Genomic DNA, 14,985 nt, shown 5'->3' on the forward strand with positions numbered 1-14,985 from the left:
GCCCAAGCCCGCGCCCCAGCGGCGACCGCCGCCACGGCCGGCGGTCGCCGCTGGGGCGCGGGCTTGGGCGGCGCGGCCGCCTGGGCGGCGGCGGCCGGCGCGTCGGGCTTTGGCGAGGGATCGGGCGCGATCACACGCGCGGGCGGCGGCGGAGGCGGCGGGGGCGGCTCGACCAGTTCGACCATCATCGGCGGCGTCTGCGGCGCCTCGACGATCGGCTCCGCCTGGCCGTGCATCAGCAGCGCCAGCCCCAGATGCGCGGCCAGGATCGGCGTCGCCGCCAGCGCCCAGCGCCGTGTGCGCGCCGCGCTCAATCGCCGATCCGTGATGGGAGTTGAACACGCCGCCGCATGGTCATGGGGACAAAACGCCTGTAAAAAACCGCCAAGCCCCGTTGAAAACATTCGGTCGCGTCAGGAAAGTGGCGTCGTCGTGAATACAACCGCGCGACGGCGCAGAGCGGTAATAGATGAGCGTGTCCGCCCTCCGGCATCGGCCGTCGGCGGCGCAACGTCTGCACTGAGGCGATGGTTCCATCCTCGTGCAAGAATAACGCGAATATTCGATCTTCTTATGGTCAAGCTGACATGATGCCGCCCAAAGCGCGTCATTACTCCGCCTTGTCTCATACGCCATTTTCATCTTGCGCATGAACTGGGTGTGGCGCTCCCGGCAAGAAGGAGACAGAACTTGAGCAGATCGAAACTCAGGACGGCGGTCGTCGGCGGCGCCCTCATCGCCCTCGGCTTTGCGGCCAGCGGCTGCGCCAGCCATCGTTTCGTGCGTGATCAGGTCGAAGTCGTCGACAACCGCGTGACCACCGTCGAAGGCACCGCAGGCCAGGCCCTGCAACGCGCCAACGACGCGCACAAGCTGGCGGAGGGCAAGTTCCTCTATCAGGTCGTGCTGTCGGACGATTCCGTGAAATTCCCCACCGACGCGGCGGCCCTGTCGCCCGAGGCCGAGCAGCGCCTGGCCCAGTTCGCCCAGCGTCTGCAGGGCGAGAACAAGAACGTCTATCTGGAAATCCAGGGCTACACCGACTCGACCGGCACGCCCGAGCATAACGACCAGCTGGGCGAGCAACGCGCCGAGGCCGTGCGTCGCTTCCTGAACCGCCAGGGCGTCGCCCTGAACCGCATGGCCACCATCTCCTATGGCCAGGAACAGCCGGTGGCCTCGAACGACACGCCCGAGGGCCGTTCGCAGAACCGCCGCGTGACCATCGTCGTCCTGGCCTAAGCCGCCTCGACCTCGAACACCGGAACGGCGGCCGCCTTCGCAGCGGCCGCCGTTTTCGTCTCTACAGCGTGTCGAAGAAGGCCGGCACGGCCTGCGTCGCCGGCCCGTAAACGCCTTCGTCAAACAGGCGCGCCCCCGACGTCGGCTCCAGATTGATCTCCACCGTCCGCGCTCCGGCATACCGCGCCGCCTGCACGAACCCCGCCGCCGGATAGACCGCGCCAGACGTGCCGATGGACACGAACAGGTCGCAGGCCTCCAGCGCCCGCTCGATCCGCTCCATTTGAAGCGGCATCTCCCCGAACCAGACGATGTGCGGCCGCATGACGCCCTCGGGGTGATGCGGCGAGGCCTGATCCGCCGCCATGTCTCCGGCCCAGCCCATCACCACGCCCGACCGGGTGCAGCGGCCTTTCAGCAGTTCGCCGTGCATATGGATCAGCTCGAACCCGGCGGCCGGCGGCGTCTCTTCATGCGCTCGGTCGTGCAAATCATCGACGTTCTGCGTCACCAGCAGGAAGTCGCCCCGCCACCGCGCCGCCAACGCCGCCAGCGCCCGGTGCGCCGTATTAGGCTGGACCTCGGCCAACTGCCGCCGCCGCTGGTTGTAGAAGTCCTGCACCAGCGCCGGATCGGCCGCATAACCCTCCGGCGTCGCCACGTCCTCCACCCGATGCCCGCACCACAGCCCGTCCGACGCCCGAAAGGTCGGCACGCCGCTTTCGGCCGATATGCCGGCTCCGGTCAGGACGACGAGGTTTGTGTGTGACATGACGGCTTCATACCATCCTGCGCCTGCCCTAGAAGAGGAGGGAATCGTTCAGGAGCCCCCGCCATGAAAACCCGCGCCGCCGTCGCTTTCGAGGCCAAACGTCCGTTGGAGATCGTCGAGGTCGATCTGGAGGGGCCGCGCGCCGGCGAGGTGCTGATCGAGATCAAGGCCACCGGCATCTGCCATACCGACGCCTATACGCTGGACGGCCTGGATTCCGAGGGCGTCTTTCCCTCGATCCTGGGGCACGAGGGCGCAGGCGTGGTGGTCGAGGTGGGGCCGGGCGTGACCTCGGTCGCGGTCGGCGATCACGTCATCCCGCTGTACACGCCGGAATGCCGCCAGTGTAAGTCGTGCCTGTCGCGCAAGACCAACCTGTGCACCGCCATTCGCGGCACCCAGGGCAAGGGCGTCATGCCCGACGGCACCAGCCGCTTCAGCTACAAGGGGCAGGCGATCGCCCACTATATGGGCTGCTCGACCTTCTCGAACTTCACCGTCCTGCCCGAGATCGCGGTGGCCAAGATCCGCAAGGACGCGCCCTTCGACAAGGCCTGCTACGTCGGCTGCGGCGTGACCACCGGCGTCGGCGCCGTGGTCAACACGGCCAAGGTCGAGCCCGGCGCCAACTGCGTCGTCTTCGGCCTGGGCGGCATCGGCCTGAACGTCATCCAGGGGCTGAAGATGGTCGGCGCCGACATGATCGTCGGCGTGGACATCAACGGCGACAAGGAAGAATGGGGCCGCCGCTTCGGCATGACCCATTTCGTCAATCCCAAGGAAGTTTCCGACGTGGTCGCCCATCTGGTCCAGCTGACCGACGGCGGCGCGGACTACACCTTCGACTGCACCGGCAACACCGTCGTCATGCGCCAGGCGCTTGAGGCCTGCCACCGCGGCTGGGGCGAGAGCGTCGTCATCGGCGTCGCCGAATCCGGCAAGGAGATCGCCACCCGCCCGTTCCAGCTGGTGACCGGCCGTGTCTGGCGCGGTTCGGCCTTCGGCGGTGCGCGCGGCCGCACCGACACGCCCAAGATCGTCGACTGGTACATGGACGGCAAGATCGAGATCGACCCGATGATCACCCACACCTTCGCCCTGGACGACATCAACAAGGCCTTCGACCTGATGCACGAGGGCAAGAGCATCCGCTCGGTCGTGGTGTTCTGACGCCTTGCGCGCTGCTGGGTTCGTTGTTTAAGAAAACGGACTGAAGGAGGGAGGTCTGACCATGTTCACCCACGTCACCGTCGGCGCCAACGACATCGAGGCGTCGCGCCAATTCTACGACGCCGCGCTAGGCGCGCTTGGCGTCGAGCCGGGCCAGGGGCCGGACCTCAAGGGCCGCTACTGGTGGCGCACCCGCATGGGCGCCTTTGCGATCGGCGCGCCGATTGACGGCGAGCCGGCCTGCCACGCCAACGGCGGCACCATCGGCTTTCACGCCAAGACGGCCGAGATGGTCCAGGCCTTCCATGACGCAGGCGTCGCGGCCGGCGGTCGCGCCATCGAGGATCCGCCCGGCGAACGCAAGGGCCCCTTCGGCCCCATGATCCTAGCCTATCTGCGCGACCCTTCGGGTAACAAGATCTGCGCCATGCATCGAAAGACCGACTGAGTGGAAACCACCAAGACCCACGCCGTCCACGGCGGAACCTTGCGCTATCTGAAGCACGACAGCACGGCGACCGGCACGCCGATGACGCTGTCGGTCTTCGTTCCGGGCGGGGAGGGGCCTTTCCCGGTGCTGATCTGGTTGTCGGGCCTGACCTGCACCGAGGATAATTTCACCACCAAGGCGGGAGCCTACCAGGCCGCCGCCGAACACGGCGTCATAATCGTGGCGCCCGACACCAGCCCGCGCGGTGAAGGCGTCGCCGACGATCCCGCCTATGACCTGGGTCAGGGCGCGGGCTTCTATCTGGATGCGACGCAGGCGCCCTGGGCGCCGCATTTCCGCATGGAGACCTATGTCACCGAGGAACTGATCGCCCTGATCGACGCCGAGTTCGCGACCACGGGCGTCCGCTCGATCAGCGGCCATTCGATGGGCGGCCACGGGGCCCTGACCTTGGCGTTGAACCACCCCGACCTGTTCCGTTCGGTCTCCGCCTTCGCGCCGATCTGCTCGCCCACCCGGTGCGCCTGGGGCGAAAAGGCCTTCACCGCCTATCTGGGCGACGACCGTGCGACGTGGGACCGCCACGACGCCGCCAAGCGCATAGCAGCCGGCGCGGCGAAAGGCGTCTTCGATGACATCCTGATCGACCAGGGTGACGCCGACAGCTTCCTGACCGACCAGCTGAAGCCGGAACTTCTCAAAGCCGCCGCCGACGCCGCCGGCCAGACAATCACGCTGCGGATGCAGCCCGGCTACGACCACTCCTACTTCTTCATGGCCAGCTTCATCGCCGACCACATCACCTTCCACGCCGAACGCTTGAAGACCCGAGCCGTCATCGGTGCTAAGCGGCCGCTATGAGCGCTCCCGATCCCTACGAACCCATGTTTTCCGCCTTGTGCCGCGAGGTGGGCTATTGCCTGCACGCCAAGGGGCAGAAGCGGGTGATCGAGGCCCTCCCCAAGGGGCTGGACGCCGCCGTGCGCGCCGTCTTCGCGGCCGAGGGCGTGGATGAACCCAATGCGCCGGGCGATGTGAAGCGGGCCGTTCGCGATTGCCTGAAGGCGAACTTGCCAGCCGCCTAACCTGATCTTGTCAGGGCGTCGGAACAATCTCGGTCGTGGTTCCCGAGGGCGTCGTGACGATGCGGATGGTGACAGGCGCCTTGCCAGTCTCCTCGACGGTCGTCGTCGTCGAAGACCAAACAGTATGACTGACGCGGCAGGTCTTACCGCCATACCTGTCCGCGCCGATTGCGGGGTCTTGGGTGCAGGTCGGCGTTTGACTCGCCATATCCGCCGCCGCCTTGTCCAGCGCCTTGAAACCAGCGCAACCGCTTCCTGAAATGGCCAGCGCCAGCAGGGCGATAAAACCGATACGCGACATGACAGCCTCCGATTGACGGGTAGACAATCGCGCGCGTTATGGGCCAATGCAAATGGCCAAGCTGAACAAAAACGCGATGAAATCGCTTGGGTCAGACGCCATAGCCCCTAAATGGGGTTCAGGAATAAACCCGTCTTCAGGAGACTGACATGGCCTTCACCCTGCCCCCGCTGCCCTACGCCTATGACGCGCTGGAGCCGGCCATCGACAAGGAGACGATGACCTTCCACCACGACAAGCACCATCAGACCTATGTCGACAACCTGAACAAGGCCGTCGACGCCGATGAGAGCCTGCAGGGCAAGTCGCTGGAGGAAATCTTCACCAGCATCTCCACCGCGCCCAAGGCCGTGCGCAACAACGGCGGCGGCCACTGGAACCACAGCCTGTTCTGGGAACTGCTGGCCCCGGCCGATCAGGCGGGTGAGCCCTCGGCCGAGCTGAAGGCCGCCATCGACGCCGATCTGGGCGGCATGGACAAGTTCAAGGAAGACTTCAACGCCGCCGGCGCCGCGCAGTTCGGTTCGGGCTGGGCCTGGCTGATCGTGCAGAACGGCAAGCTGAAGATCACCTCGACCCCGAACCAGGACAATCCGCTGATGGACGTCGTGGACGAGCGCGGCGAGGTCATCCTGGGCGCCGACGTCTGGGAGCACGCCTATTATCTGAAATACCAGAACCGCCGCGCCGACTATCTGAAGTCGTTCTGGACGGTGGTGAACTGGAACAAGGTCAACGAACTCTACGCCGCCGCCAAATAAGGCCGGTACAGCCCAGCGATCGAGAGATGACGACGCCCGCCGGAACCTCCGGCGGGCGTTTTCGATTGCGTCATCGCAAACGGAGATCGAAGCGATGCGGATGATGATGACGGGGGCTGCTTTCGCGGCCCTGATGTTGGCGGCCTGTAACCCCAACGCAAACGCACAGAAGCCCGGCGATCCCGCGCCGCCCAATCCCACCCAGACCGTCGCCGCGCCAGCCGAGAAGCCGGTCTATCGCTTCAAGATCGGCGCGCTGGACGCCATCGCCCTGTTCGACGGCGAGAACCCGGTCAAGAACGACAACCAGACCTTCGGCGTCGGCCTGACGCCGCAGGCGGTCGCCGCGCCGCTCACCGCCGCCGGACAGCCAGCCGATCCGATCATGCTGGAAATCCATCCGCTTCTGGTCAGGAACGGCGCCCGCACGATGCTGTTCGACACGGGCCTGGGCGAGGGCAAGGGCCAGTTGATGGACAGCTTGCAAAAGGCGGGCGTCGATCCGGCCTCGATTACCGACGTGCTGATCTCGCACGGCCACCCTGACCATGTCGGCGGCCTGATCCGCAACGGCGGCCTGGCCTTCCCCAATGCGGCGATCCGGATGTCGCAGGCGGAATGGGCGTCCATCCGCGCCAATCCCGAACTGGCCGATCTGGTGCGGATCATCATGCCCAAGGTCCAGGCCTTCGAGCCGGGCGGCGAGGTCGCGCCGGGCGTCCAATCCCAGGACACGGCCGGCCATACGCCGGGCCACGTCGCCTATCTGATCGCCGACGGCCAGAACCAGCTGCTCTACACCGGCGACCTGATGCATCACTGGATCCTGTCGGTCGAACATCCGGACTGGAATGTCGGCTATGACGACGATCAGGCGGCAGGCCTGAAGGCGCGGCTGAACGAGGTGACGGCGCTGCGCAACTCCGGCGCCCACATCTACGCCTATCACTTCCCATTCCCGGGCCTGGGCAAGGTCGCGACCCGCGAAGGCCGGGCGATGTTCATCTCCGAAGCCCAGTCCGCGAAGGATTAGGCCGCGAAGGACTAGATGCGAAGATCCACGCCGTGCCGGGTGCGCTCGTTCATGCGCTCGGCATGGTGCTGGCGAACCATGCGACGCTGGCGCAGCATCTCGTGGATGCCGTCGGCGAGATCGAGCAGTTGATGATCGCTCAAAGGCTCGACCAGATCGACCAGCTGCGTCTTCAGCGTTTGCATGGCCTTGTCGGACAGGCCGGTCTGAAAGCTGTTGGGTTCGGTCTGCATTCCACTCCTCCTTGTCCTCATGCGTGGTTCGGTTGCGTCAAGGGAAGGGTGGGGCGACGGGATCGTTCCATTCCATCGTGCTTAACGGCCCGCCGTGCTTGACTCCGCCGCCCCCGCTGGCCATAAGCGCCGCCTTCCACGGGTCGGCTTCGGCGGGGCCGGGATGAATGACGGAAGATGCGTGGACCGCCGTTGAGATCGCATTCCCAATCCAGGGGATGCCGGGCCGTATCGTCGAAAAGAGAATAGAATGTCCAAGCGCCACAGCGCCAAGTACAAGATCGACCGGGCCATGGGTGAGAACCTGTGGGGCCGCGCCAAGTCGCCGGTCAACAAGCGTTCTTACGGTCCCGGCCAGCACGGCCAGCGTCGCAAGTCCAAGGTGTCGGACTTCGGTCTGCAACTGAAGGCCAAGCAGAAGCTGAAGGGCTACTACGGCAACATCACCGAGAAGCAGTTCGCCAAGACCTATGACGAGGCTGCGCGTCGCAAGGGCAACACCTCGGAAAACCTGATCGGTCTGCTGGAATCGCGCTTGGACGCCGTCGTCTACCGCGCCAAGTTCGTCCCGACCGTCTGGGCCGCCCGCCAGTTCGTCAGCCACGGCCACGTCCTGGTCAACGGCAAGAAGGTCGACATCGCCTCCTACCGCGTGAAGCCGGAAGACGTCGTCACCGTGAAGGAAAAGTCGCGCAACATGGCTCTGGTGCTCGAAGCCCAGCAGTCGTCAGAACGCGACGTGCCGGATTACCTGGAACTGTCGGACCGCTCGTTCTCGGTTCGCTACGTCCGCGTGCCGGAACTGTCGGACGTGCCGTACGCCGTGAAGATGGAACCGAACCTGGTCGTCGAATACTACGCTTCGTAAGCGGAGTTTTCTTCAGAGCGGCTATCGGCCTTCGGCCTACTTGAGCCGCTTCTGGATTTGAGTTTGGAGGGCCTCGGATTCGTCCGGGGCCTTTCGTTTTTATCCTGTTCCCTCCAAGGGCGAACAGGCGCATTCTCGGCCGGTTCAGGCTTTGAGGCAGGGGAGGTCGTCAGTTGCGCGACTCCATCATGAAACGCTTGGCTTTGATCGCCGCCGTATCGGCGGGCCTGGCCGCCTGCGCCAGCCGCGGCGAGCCCACCGTCTCCACCGCGGGCATGCCCGGCGCGCTGGAGCCGATCCACGCCGCCGCCTTCACCAAGGACCAGGCCGTCTTCTGGGTCAGTTCGAACGGTTGCACGGCCAAGGAAGACCTGATCCCGATCGTCAGCCTGCAGGGCGGCAGCGCCGTCATCACCCTGCGCCGCATCGACGAGGACAAGTGCAAGCAGGACCTGGTCCAGGGCGTCGAGCTGAAGTGGTCGTTCGAGGAACTGGGCCTGACGCCTGGCTCGCCCGTCAGCGTCAACAACCCCTATCAGATGCCCCGCTCCTGAAAACGGCTGTAGCGTTTCGTTAAGCCTGTTCGAGCGCGTCTGATTAAGCAACGTCCGTTACGACGACAGACCGTCCCCCCAAGGTCTGTAGCTTCATGCGCTTCTTCACCTGCCTGACCGACGACCATAATCTCTGGCTCGTCGCGTTGGCCGCCGGCCTGTGCCTGATCGGTTCGATCATCACCTTCCGCCTGTATCGCCGCCTGCGCGCCGCCGAAAAGGGCACGCGTCTGGCCTGGGCCTTCATGGGCGCGGTGGCGACCGGGGCGACGATCTGGTGCACCCATTTCGTGGCGATGATCGCCTATGAGCCCGGCGTCACCATCACCTATGGCCCCGTGCTGACCGGCCTGTCCCTGGGCGTCGCCATCGCCGGCAGCGCGCTGGCGCTCTGGGTGGCCTCGCGCCGGATGCCGGCCTCGGCCGAGATCGGCGGCGTGCTGTTCGGCCTGACCGTGGTGGCCATGCACTATACCGGCATGGCGGCCTTTGCGACCGACGCCGTCATCCACTGGTCGGCCGCCTATGTCGCCGCCTCCGTGGCGGGGGCGGTCGTCTTGGGCGCCCTGGCGTTCAATCGCGCCCGGCAGTCCGGCAAGGTCGTCCCTGTGGTGCTGATGGTCCTGGGCATCGTGGCCCTGCACTTCACCGGCATGGCCGCCATGACGATCGTGCCGGTCGGCGCGCTGGTCGATATGGGCGCTGTCGGATCGACCAATCTGGTCCTGGCCTTCGCCGTCTCCGCCGTCGGATTGATGATGCTGGGCACCGGCGTCGCCAGCCACGCCCTGGACGTCCAGTCCCGGCTTCAGGCCAAGGCGCGCCTGGATCACCTGATCGAGGGCAGCGTCGATGGCATGGTGGTCGAACAGGACGGCGTCATCCTGGCCGCCAACGCCGCCTTCGCGGATTTGGCGGCCGTCCCCCACCACGCCCTGATCGGCGAACCGCTGTCGCGCTGGATCGCCGGCGTCGCCGATCTGGCGGTCAACGGCCTGAGCCAGTCCAAACTTGTCGCCGAAGGCGGGGCGGACATCCCCGTCGAGATCGCCGTGCGCCGCGACTGCGGCCGCGACCATATCCTGATCTACGCCGTGCGCGATCTGCGCATGCGTCAGGCGCAGGAGCGTCGCATCGCCCATCTGGCGCGCAACGACGGCCTGACCGGCCTGCCCAACCGTTCGTCCTTCCTGGAATGGCTGACGCGCCAGACCGCCGACCTGACCGTTCCGAACAAGGTGGCCCTCTTGGCCATGGACCTGGACCGGTTCAAGGAGGTCAACGACGTTCACGGCCATGCCGCCGGCGACCAGCTGCTGATCCAGATCGCCGAACGGATGCGCGCCTGCCTGCGCCACGACGAGTTCATCGCCCGTCTGGGCGGGGACGAGTTTGTCGCCGTCGTGCCGATCCAGCACAAGGACGATGCCCTGGATCTGGTCGCGCGCCTGCGCGACGCCGTCACCGCCCCGGTCGTGCTGGACCATGCCGAGGTCGCCTGCGGCCTCAGCACCGGCATCGCGATCTGGCCCGACGACGCCCACGACCCGTCCGCCCTGATCAATGACGCGGACCTGGCCATGTACCGGGCCAAGGCCTCGCTGGGGACCGACGTCTGCTTCTACGAAGAAGAGATGGACGAGGCGGTGCGCAATCGCCGTCGCATGGCCCAGCAGATGCGCGAGGCCCTGGATCAGGGCCAGTTCAGCCTGAACTGGCAGCTGCAGGCCGCCGTCGATACCGGCGACATCACCGGCTATGAGGTGCTGCTGCGCTGGATCCAGCCGGACGGGACCTTCATCTCGCCGGCCGATTTCATTCCTCTGGCCGAAGAGAACGGCCTGATCCTGCCGATCGGCGAGTGGGTGCTGCGCACCGCCTGCGCCGAGGCCGCCAGCTGGACCGAACCGCACAAGATCGCCGTCAACCTGTCGCCGGTGCAGCTGGGTCACGTCGACCTGCCGCGCCTGGTGCATCAGGTCTTGGTCGAGACTGGCCTGTCGCCGTCGCGGCTGGAGCTGGAGATCACCGAGACGGCCATGATCACCGACATGGAGCGCACGACCCACGTCCTGCGTCAGCTGAAGCTGCTGGGCGTCTCCATCGCCATGGACGACTTCGGCACCGGCTATTCGTCGCTGTCGACCCTGCGCGCCTTCCCGTTCGACAAGATCAAGCTGGATCGCTCCTTCATGTCCGAACTGGACGGCGGACCTCAGTCGGCCGCCATCATTCGCGCCGTCCTGGCCCTGGGCGAGAGCCTGCACATCCCCGTCCTGGCCGAGGGCGTTGAGACGCTGGAGCAGTTGGCCTTCCTGCGCGACCAGGGCTGTGACGAGGTTCAGGGCTATCTGCTCGGCCGCCCGCAAAAGACGGCCGACGCCGAGGTTCAAGCCGCCGCACGCGTTCTGTGGGCCGTCGATCCGTCGATGGAAAAGGCCGCCTGATCAGGCCTTAGGTGGCGGCCTTGCCGTATCCCGGCCAAACCCCCTTGCCGGCCCGCTCGTATTGCGGCGGCAGGCCTTCCTCCTCTCCCAGGGCGACGGCAGCATGGTGCGCCCAGTGCGGATCGTCCAGCGCCGCGCGTGCGATGGCGATGAAGTCGGCCTGACCCGAACGGACGATCTCCTCGGCCTGCTCGGGATCGAAGATCATGCCGACGGCCATCACATTGGCCTCAGGCGTCGCCGCCTTCACGGCCTGGGCGAACCGCAACTGATAGCCCGGCTCACCGCCCGGAATCTTCGCTTGGGCGACGTTCCCGCCCGACGTCAGGTGCAGATAGTCATAGCCCATGTCGTGCAGCGCCTGACCAAAGGCCGTCACCTCGTCCAGGGCGATGCCGCCCTCGACCCAGTCCGAGCCGTTGAAGCGCACGCCCAACGCCTTGGTCCGGGGCCAGGCGTCGCGCAGGGCCTGGGCGACCCGCAGCGGGAAGCGCGCCCGGTTCTCGTACGATCCGCCGAAGTCGTCTGTGCGGTGGTTGGATGCCGGCGACAGGAACTGGGTCAGCAGATAGCCGTGGGCGGCGTGCAGTTCGACCAGGTCGAACCCGGCCCGATCCGCCCGCCGCGCGGCGTCTTCGAACGTAGCGACCACGCGGTCCATGTCGGCCGGGGTCATGGCGGTCGGCGTGTGCCAGTCATCCTTGAACGGTTCGGCCGAGGCGCTGAAGGTTTCCCACGCGCCGTCTTCGGCCTTCAGGGCACCGCCGCCCTTCCACGGCGCGCTGGTCGAGGCCTTGCGTCCGGCGTGGGCCAGTTGGATGCCGATGGGTGTGTCGCTGTAGGTGCGGATGTCGCGGATGATCCGGGCGAAGGCCTCTTCCTGGGCGTCGTTCCACAGGCCGGTGTCGTCCGGCGTGATCCGTCCCGCCGCCTCGACCCCCGTCGCCTCGACGATGACCAGTCCCGCGCCGGAGATCGCCAGTCGTCCCAGATGCTGCACGTGCCAGGGCTGCGGCACGCCGTCGACGGCCGAGTACTGGCACATCGGGGCGATGGCCACGCGGTTCTTCAGCGTCAGGGGGCCGACGGCGCGGGGTGAGAACAGCTGGCTCATGAAGGACGATCCGTGGGGCAGGAGAGGGGGGACTGTAGCTATGGCGGTTGCGGTCACGTTCAACCCCGATCCTTTCCGATTGTTCACCCAGCTTTCCGATTATTCACGTGTGCACGCCCGGCCCGCGCGGCACAAAAGGGTCAAGCTTCAACTGGGGAACACACCAATGCTTCGTCTCGCTCTCGCCATCGCCATCGCCGCCCCGCTGCTGTCGGGCTGCATCATCGTCTCGACCGAAAAGCCGACCACGCGCGTCATCACCGCGCCGGCCTCGGGCCAGTGATGCGCAGCCTTGTCAAAGGTCTGGCGGTCGCGGCCCTGGTCGCGCCGCTGCTGTCGGCCTGCGTCATCTATGACAGCGACGCGGGCGAAAACGTCTCGGTGAACCTGCGCCGCGACGACGCTCCGCCGGCCGAGGCCATCCGCGAAGCCCGGTTCGCCGACGGCGCCCTGGTCGCGCGCGTCGATTCCAACGGCTGCACCCAGGCGTCGGATTTCGAAGTGTCGGTATCGGACGGCTCGCCGGTTGAGATCACGCTTCGTCGCACCAAACAGGACCTGTGCAAGGCCCTGGTCCCGGACGGCGTCGAGCTGCGCTGGACCTATGCCGACCTGGGCCTGGAGCCCGGCACGGCGGCCCGCATCCTCAATCCGCTGAAGTAGGCGTCTCGAACACGACCAGCATGTCTGGCGGAATGCGCTGCGGCCTCAGGGTCGCAGCGTCCACCAGCACCCATTCGGTGACGCCTTGGGCGCAGACGCGACCCTGGGCGTCCTCGATGCGGACATAGCGTGTGAAGCGCGGTCCCTGCGGATCGCCGACCCAGGTGCGTGCGACCACGCCCTCGGCGCCCGGCGCGATGCCGCGCAGATAGTCGATCTCATGCCGGGTCGCGACCCACGACCATTTCGCCCGCGTCGCCTCGTCGAAGCGCGCGTTCCAGTGGGCCGTGCCCGCGTCCTGCAGCCAGCCGACATAGACGACGTTGTTGACGTGGCCGTTGGCGTCGATGTGCTCGGGCCGCACGTCCAGCGGCACGACGAAGACCTCGCGGTCCTCGCGCGGCGTGAGGGTCTTCCTGGCCATCAGGCCTCGCCGAGCGGCACGCCCTTCTCGACCATCAGGGCCTGAAGTTCGCCGGCCTGGAACATCTCGCGGATAATGTCCGATCCGCCCACGAACTCGCCCTTCACATAGAGCTGCGGAATGGTGGGCCAGTCGGTGAAGCTCTTGATGCCTTCGCGCAGGGCTTCGTCCTGCAGCACGTCCACGCCCACGAAGCCGGCGCCGACATGATCCAGGATCTGCACCGCCAGGGAGGAGAAGCCGCAGCGCGGCTGGTCCGGCGTGCCCTTCATGAACAGAACCACATCATTCTGGGCGACGGTTTCGCCGATGAAGGCGTGGACGGGATCGGCGGCTTGGGCGGTGTCGGTCACGGATACGGGCCTTTCGTGAAGCCCGTCAGCTAGGGAGCCGCACGGTCGCGGTCAAGGCGTCCGCGACGTTCTGCACAACCGCTTAGGCCGGTCAGGCCGCCTGATTGGCCACGACGCGCGCCATCTCGATCTGCGCGGCCAGGCCCGGCGGCATGTCCCGCTCGGGCGCAGCGGCCAGTGTCGCCAACCGATCGGTGTCGGTCGGATTGACGATCACGCTGGAGACCGACGGGTCGGTCAGCACGTAGGACAGGCAGATCGCCTCGGCCGTCCAGTTATGGGTGCGGTACAGGAAGCCGAAGGCGTCCTTCTTGGGCGTATCGACGGGACGCTTTTCCTTGCCGAAGCCGAACAGACCCTTTTTGAAGATCGGGGCATCGGGCGCCCGCGCGCGCCGGTCGGCGTAGAAGTCATAGGCGAAGACCGCCATGTCCTGCTCGCGCGCCGAACGGATGCGATTGCGGATCTTCCAGTCGGCGTTGATGTCGAATGGCGTCAGCAGGGCGTCGAACGCCCCGGTCGAGACATAGGCGTCCATCACGTCGCCGCCGCCGGCGATGCCCAAAAGCTTGATCCGTCCGGTGGCGCGCATGGCCTTCAGCGCGCTGAGCGACGATTGCGCCAGTTCGGTCTCGCCCGGCTCGTGCAGCACCGCCACATCGATCCATCCCAGGCCCGAGAAGTGCAGCACCCGATCAATGGCCGCCGTCATCCCCTGGGCCGAAAAGTCGCGCTGCTGGTCGCGACCGTCGCCGGCGCCCAGGGTCAGGCTGACATAGACCAGCTTGCGATCCACATGCGACAGCGCCTCGCCCAGCACCTCGGCCGCCACCGGGTCGGCGGTCTCCAGCCGATAGCTGTTCACCCCGGCCTCCAGCGCCGAATACAGCAGGTCCAGCCCGGCCTCGCGCCCGCGCTTCAGCACATCGGCGCCGAAACTCAGCGTCAGGTTGGAGATGGCGGAGCCGGAGACGCCGAAGGGGCGATAGCGCATGGCCTTCAGCCCTCCTTGACCGGCGCGGAGGTCTCCAGCGCCAGGGCGTGCAGTTCTCCGCCCATCTGACCCTTCAGCGCGGCATAGACCATCTGGTGCTGACGCACGCGCGGCAGGCCGGCGAAGGCGCTCGACACGATCCGCGCGCGATAGTGGTCGCCGTCGCCCGCCAGATCCTCGATCTCGATCTCGGCGTCGGCGAAGGCTTCGACCAGATGCTGGCGCAGCGTTTCCACGGACATGGGCATGACGGGCACTCACACTTCGTTGGACGCCAGTTTGCGCGATAATCCTTAATGCCGACCTACGGCGTGCGGCGCTGCCGTTCGAACAACTGCACCGGATGATCCTTGTAGGTCGCGCGCGCATAGGGACGATAACCGACCCGCGCCGCCAGCTTCAGCGAGGCCAGGTTCTCGGGCGAGATCATGCAGACGGTTCGCCCCTCCAGCCTCCGGTCGGTCCAATCCAGGGCCGCCGTCAGGGCCTCGGCCGCATAGCCCCGCCCCTGAAACCCCGG

The 14,985-nt window shown here is 66.5% G+C and carries 20 protein-coding genes and 1 pseudogene; 11 read left to right on the plus strand and 10 right to left on the minus strand.

Features of this window, described 5'->3' with window-relative positions; genetic code table 11:
• Positions 1–314, minus strand: a pseudogene (locus tag GGC30_RS15430) (hypothetical protein); the annotation flags it as partial.
• A gap of 376 nt (positions 315–690) precedes the next feature.
• Here GGC30_RS15430 and GGC30_RS15435 point away from each other — a divergent pair.
• Positions 691–1,242 carry an OmpA family protein gene (locus tag GGC30_RS15435; protein ID WP_039244254.1) on the plus strand — a complete coding sequence of 184 codons (552 nt, stop codon included), beginning with the start codon at positions 691–693 and terminating at the stop codon, positions 1,240–1,242.
• A gap of 61 nt (positions 1,243–1,303) precedes the next feature.
• Here the strand turns inward: GGC30_RS15435 and GGC30_RS15440 are convergent, their stop codons facing one another.
• Positions 1,304–2,014: an NAD-dependent deacylase gene (locus tag GGC30_RS15440; RefSeq protein ID WP_153925923.1), complete on the minus strand. Its 711-nt coding sequence runs from the start codon at positions 2,012–2,014 to the stop codon at positions 1,304–1,306.
• 63 nt (positions 2,015–2,077) lie between these two features.
• Between GGC30_RS15440 and GGC30_RS15445 the strand changes: the two genes are divergently transcribed.
• From GGC30_RS15445 to GGC30_RS15460, 4 genes are all read left to right on the plus strand, one after another.
• Positions 2,078–3,184 (plus strand): S-(hydroxymethyl)glutathione dehydrogenase/class III alcohol dehydrogenase, encoded by a 1,107-nt coding sequence (locus GGC30_RS15445; RefSeq protein WP_153925925.1) that lies wholly within the window; start codon positions 2,078–2,080, stop codon positions 3,182–3,184.
• A 61-nt stretch (positions 3,185–3,245) separates the two neighbouring features.
• The gene (locus tag GGC30_RS15450) at positions 3,246–3,632 is read left to right on the plus strand and encodes a VOC family protein (protein ID WP_153925927.1); all 387 of its coding nucleotides are present in this window, start codon (positions 3,246–3,248) and stop codon (positions 3,630–3,632) included.
• A complete protein-coding gene (gene fghA, locus GGC30_RS15455; protein WP_370452029.1) occupies positions 3,633–4,496 on the plus strand; it encodes an S-formylglutathione hydrolase in 864 nt (287 codons plus the stop codon).
• Positions 4,493–4,720 carry a hypothetical protein gene (locus tag GGC30_RS15460; protein ID WP_153925929.1) on the plus strand — a complete coding sequence of 76 codons (228 nt, stop codon included), beginning with the start codon at positions 4,493–4,495 and terminating at the stop codon, positions 4,718–4,720. The genes fghA and GGC30_RS15460 overlap by 4 nt, the downstream gene beginning before the upstream one ends.
• 10 nt (positions 4,721–4,730) lie before the next feature.
• Here GGC30_RS15460 and GGC30_RS15465 read toward each other — a convergent pair whose 3' ends face one another.
• Positions 4,731–5,021, minus strand: coding sequence for a hypothetical protein (locus GGC30_RS15465; protein ID WP_153925931.1), 291 nt, complete (start codon positions 5,019–5,021; stop codon positions 4,731–4,733).
• A 149-nt stretch (positions 5,022–5,170) separates the two neighbouring features.
• Between GGC30_RS15465 and GGC30_RS15470 the strand changes: the two genes are divergently transcribed.
• Positions 5,171–5,782, plus strand: coding sequence for a superoxide dismutase (locus GGC30_RS15470; protein WP_137722307.1), 612 nt, complete (start codon positions 5,171–5,173; stop codon positions 5,780–5,782).
• A 94-nt stretch (positions 5,783–5,876) separates the two neighbouring features.
• Positions 5,877–6,815, plus strand: coding sequence for an MBL fold metallo-hydrolase (locus GGC30_RS15475; RefSeq protein WP_153925933.1), 939 nt, complete (start codon positions 5,877–5,879; stop codon positions 6,813–6,815).
• Between the two features lie 11 nt (positions 6,816–6,826).
• Here the strand turns inward: GGC30_RS15475 and GGC30_RS15480 are convergent, their stop codons facing one another.
• Complete coding sequence (locus tag GGC30_RS15480; RefSeq protein ID WP_153925935.1) at positions 6,827–7,048, minus strand: hypothetical protein; 222 nt, start codon at positions 7,046–7,048, stop codon at positions 6,827–6,829.
• A 250-nt stretch (positions 7,049–7,298) separates the two neighbouring features.
• Between GGC30_RS15480 and rpsD the strand changes: the two genes are divergently transcribed.
• From rpsD to GGC30_RS15495, 3 genes are all read left to right on the plus strand, one after another.
• Positions 7,299–7,916 carry a 30S ribosomal protein S4 gene (rpsD, locus tag GGC30_RS15485; RefSeq protein WP_055806141.1) on the plus strand — a complete coding sequence of 206 codons (618 nt, stop codon included), beginning with the start codon at positions 7,299–7,301 and terminating at the stop codon, positions 7,914–7,916.
• Between the two features lie 173 nt (positions 7,917–8,089).
• Positions 8,090–8,470 carry a hypothetical protein gene (locus GGC30_RS15490; protein WP_153925937.1) on the plus strand — a complete coding sequence of 127 codons (381 nt, stop codon included), beginning with the start codon at positions 8,090–8,092 and terminating at the stop codon, positions 8,468–8,470.
• 95 nt (positions 8,471–8,565) lie between these two features.
• On the plus strand, positions 8,566–10,917 hold the full coding sequence (locus tag GGC30_RS15495; RefSeq protein ID WP_153925939.1) for a bifunctional diguanylate cyclase/phosphodiesterase: 2,352 nt from the start codon (positions 8,566–8,568) through the stop codon (positions 10,915–10,917).
• A 7-nt stretch (positions 10,918–10,924) separates the two neighbouring features.
• On the opposite strand, the gene GGC30_RS15500 is transcribed toward GGC30_RS15495, so the two are convergent.
• The gene (locus GGC30_RS15500; RefSeq protein ID WP_153925941.1) at positions 10,925–12,031 is read right to left on the minus strand and encodes an NADH:flavin oxidoreductase/NADH oxidase; all 1,107 of its coding nucleotides are present in this window, start codon (positions 12,029–12,031) and stop codon (positions 10,925–10,927) included.
• A 282-nt stretch (positions 12,032–12,313) separates the two neighbouring features.
• On the opposite strand from GGC30_RS15500, the gene GGC30_RS15505 reads away from it, so the two are divergent.
• On the plus strand, positions 12,314–12,694 hold the full coding sequence (locus GGC30_RS15505) for a hypothetical protein (protein WP_153925943.1): 381 nt from the start codon (positions 12,314–12,316) through the stop codon (positions 12,692–12,694).
• Here the strand turns inward: GGC30_RS15505 and GGC30_RS15510 are convergent.
• From GGC30_RS15510 to GGC30_RS15530, 5 genes are all read right to left on the minus strand, one after another.
• A complete protein-coding gene (locus GGC30_RS15510; protein ID WP_153925945.1) occupies positions 12,678–13,118 on the minus strand; it encodes a thioesterase family protein in 441 nt (146 codons plus the stop codon). The two genes, GGC30_RS15505 and GGC30_RS15510, sit on opposite strands and share 17 nt — an antisense overlap.
• The gene (gene grxD, locus GGC30_RS15515) at positions 13,118–13,471 is read right to left on the minus strand and encodes a Grx4 family monothiol glutaredoxin (RefSeq protein ID WP_017504696.1); all 354 of its coding nucleotides are present in this window, start codon (positions 13,469–13,471) and stop codon (positions 13,118–13,120) included. The genes GGC30_RS15510 and grxD overlap by 1 nt, the downstream gene beginning before the upstream one ends.
• Before the next feature lie 91 nt (positions 13,472–13,562).
• The gene (locus GGC30_RS15520; protein WP_153925946.1) at positions 13,563–14,465 is read right to left on the minus strand and encodes an aldo/keto reductase; all 903 of its coding nucleotides are present in this window, start codon (positions 14,463–14,465) and stop codon (positions 13,563–13,565) included.
• A 5-nt stretch (positions 14,466–14,470) separates the two neighbouring features.
• Positions 14,471–14,713, minus strand: a complete 243-nt coding sequence (locus tag GGC30_RS15525; protein ID WP_055806947.1) for a BolA/IbaG family iron-sulfur metabolism protein — start codon at positions 14,711–14,713, stop codon at positions 14,471–14,473.
• 56 nt (positions 14,714–14,769) lie between these two features.
• Positions 14,770–14,985 (minus strand): GNAT family N-acetyltransferase (locus GGC30_RS15530; RefSeq protein WP_153925949.1); only part of this gene is annotated, 216 nt, incomplete at its 5' end.

The organism is Brevundimonas sp. SPF441 (assembly GCF_009661015.1).
Classification (GTDB): domain Bacteria; phylum Pseudomonadota; class Alphaproteobacteria; order Caulobacterales; family Caulobacteraceae; genus Brevundimonas; species Brevundimonas vesicularis.

Coding starts and splice junctions, on each gene's coding strand:
- rpsD (WP_055806141.1), top strand. CDS start 7,299: ATGTCCAAGCGCCACAGCGCCAAGTACAAGATCGACCGGGCCATGGGT.
- GGC30_RS15525 (WP_055806947.1), bottom strand. CDS start 14,713: ATGCCCATGTCCGTGGAAACGCTGCGCCAGCATCTGGTCGAAGCCTTC.
- GGC30_RS15495 (WP_153925939.1), top strand. CDS start 8,566: ATGCGCTTCTTCACCTGCCTGACCGACGACCATAATCTCTGGCTCGTC.
- GGC30_RS15480 (WP_153925935.1), bottom strand. CDS start 7,048: ATGCAGACCGAACCCAACAGCTTTCAGACCGGCCTGTCCGACAAGGCC.
- GGC30_RS15440 (WP_153925923.1), bottom strand. CDS start 2,014: ATGTCACACACAAACCTCGTCGTCCTGACCGGAGCCGGCATATCGGCC.
- GGC30_RS15465 (WP_153925931.1), bottom strand. CDS start 5,021: ATGTCGCGTATCGGTTTTATCGCCCTGCTGGCGCTGGCCATTTCAGGA.
- GGC30_RS15475 (WP_153925933.1), top strand. CDS start 5,877: ATGCGGATGATGATGACGGGGGCTGCTTTCGCGGCCCTGATGTTGGCG.
- GGC30_RS15510 (WP_153925945.1), bottom strand. CDS start 13,118: ATGGCCAGGAAGACCCTCACGCCGCGCGAGGACCGCGAGGTCTTCGTC.
- GGC30_RS15460 (WP_153925929.1), top strand. CDS start 4,493: ATGAGCGCTCCCGATCCCTACGAACCCATGTTTTCCGCCTTGTGCCGC.
- GGC30_RS15470 (WP_137722307.1), top strand. CDS start 5,171: ATGGCCTTCACCCTGCCCCCGCTGCCCTACGCCTATGACGCGCTGGAG.
- GGC30_RS15445 (WP_153925925.1), top strand. CDS start 2,078: ATGAAAACCCGCGCCGCCGTCGCTTTCGAGGCCAAACGTCCGTTGGAG.
- GGC30_RS15505 (WP_153925943.1), top strand. CDS start 12,314: ATGCGCAGCCTTGTCAAAGGTCTGGCGGTCGCGGCCCTGGTCGCGCCG.
- GGC30_RS15450 (WP_153925927.1), top strand. CDS start 3,246: ATGTTCACCCACGTCACCGTCGGCGCCAACGACATCGAGGCGTCGCGC.
- GGC30_RS15500 (WP_153925941.1), bottom strand. CDS start 12,031: ATGAGCCAGCTGTTCTCACCCCGCGCCGTCGGCCCCCTGACGCTGAAG.
- GGC30_RS15520 (WP_153925946.1), bottom strand. CDS start 14,465: ATGCGCTATCGCCCCTTCGGCGTCTCCGGCTCCGCCATCTCCAACCTG.